General features: G+C 66.9%; 1 protein-coding gene. It reads left to right on the top strand.

All coding sequences use genetic code 11. From position 1 onward, the window contains the following. Positions 1–67 precede the first annotated feature (67 nt). Positions 68–1,679, top strand: a 1,612-nt coding sequence (locus DY468_RS24485; RefSeq protein ID WP_205512688.1) for a beta strand repeat-containing protein, incomplete at its 3' end; no start/stop codon positions are given.

The following is a 1,679-nucleotide window of genomic DNA, read 5'->3' as shown; positions in this document are numbered from 1 at the left end:
CATCGGCGGAGGCGGCAACCAGACGACTAACCCGCCCGACGGCACCCCACCCGGTGGAGGCGGCGGGGTGATCGGTACCATCGGCGACATCATCACCACCATCGGCGGAGGCGGCCACCAGACGACTAACCCGCCCGGTGGAGGCGGCTCGACTGGGACGCCCGGGAGTGGCGACACCGATCTCACGCTCGATCTCGATGCAGCCCTGCCCGGCGGTCTGCCGATCGATACCATCACGGCCGATCTCGACGTCAATCTCGATCCGATCGAGGCCATCGTCGGCGACATCGACTTGCCGATCGATGCTGACCTCGACCTGTCGGGCGTCGATCTCGGCGGCGTCACGGGCACAATCGGAGATACCATCGGTGGCATCGTCGATACGATTGGCGGCATCACCGACGGCCTCGGCACCACACCGAGCGGCGGCTCAGACTCCGACCTCACGCTCAACCTCGATGCGGTCCTTCCCGGCGGTCTGCCGATCGACACAATCACCGCCGACCTGAACGTCAACCTCGACCCGGTCGAGGCCGTGGTCGGTGATATCGATCTTCCGATCGACGTGAATCTCGACCTGTCAGGCGTCAATCTCGGCGGCACTCTCGGCGACGTGACCGGTGCAATCGGTGGTGCGACCGGCACAATCGGTGAGACTCTGGGCGGCCTGACCGACACCCTCGGCGGCATCGCCGACGGCCTCGGCACCACGCCGAGCGGCGGCTCAGACACCGATCTCACGCTCGATCTCGACGCCGCCCTTCCCGGCGGTCTGCCGATCGACACCATCACCGCCGACCTGAACGTCAACCTCGACCCGGTCGAGGCGGTGGTCGGTGATATCGATCTTCCGATCGACGTGAATCTCGACCTGTCCGGCATCAATCTCGGCGACGTCACCGGTGCAATCGGTGGTACGACCGGCACAATCGGCGATACCATTGGCGGCCTGACCGATACCCTCGGCGGCATCACCGACGGCCTCGGCACCACGCCGAGCGGCAGCTCAGACACCGATCTCACGCTCGATCTCGACGCCGCCCTGCCCGGCGGTCTGCCGATCGACACCATCACCGCCGACCTCAACGTCAACCTCGACCCGGTCGAGGCCGTGGTCGGTGATATCGATCTGCCGATCGATGCGAACCTCGACCTGTCAGGCGTCAATCTCGGCGGCACTCTCGGCGACGTTACCGGTGCAATCGGTGGTGCGACCGGCGACCTCGGCGGCGTCACCGGGGCGCTCGGTAGCGCAACCGGCGCCCTCGGGGATCTCGGCAACCTGCTGACCGGCGATCCGTCGTCCGGCGGCACCACCTCGCCGGACACCGATCTCTCCATCCACCTCGACGCCGCACTGCCCGGCGGTCTGCCGATCGACACCATCACGGCTGGTCTCGGCGTCAATCTCGACCCGGTCGAGGCGGTGGTCGGTGATATCGATCTTCCGATCGACGTGAACCTCGACCTGTCAGGCGTCAATCTCGGCGGCACTCTCGGCGACGTGACCGGTGCAATCGGTGGTGCCACCGGCACAATCGGTGAGACTCTCGGCGGCCTGACCGATACCCTCGGCGGCATCACCGACGGCCTCGGCACCACGCCGAGCGGCAGCTCAGACACCGATCTCACGCTCGATCTCGACGCCGCCCTGCCCGGCGGTCTGCCGATCGACACCA

The sequence above is a fragment of the Rhodopseudomonas sp. BR0M22 genome (genome assembly GCF_010907035.1).
Lineage (GTDB): Bacteria > Pseudomonadota > Alphaproteobacteria > Rhizobiales > Xanthobacteraceae > Rhodopseudomonas.
This window is presented reverse-complemented; position numbering and strand designations above follow the sequence as displayed.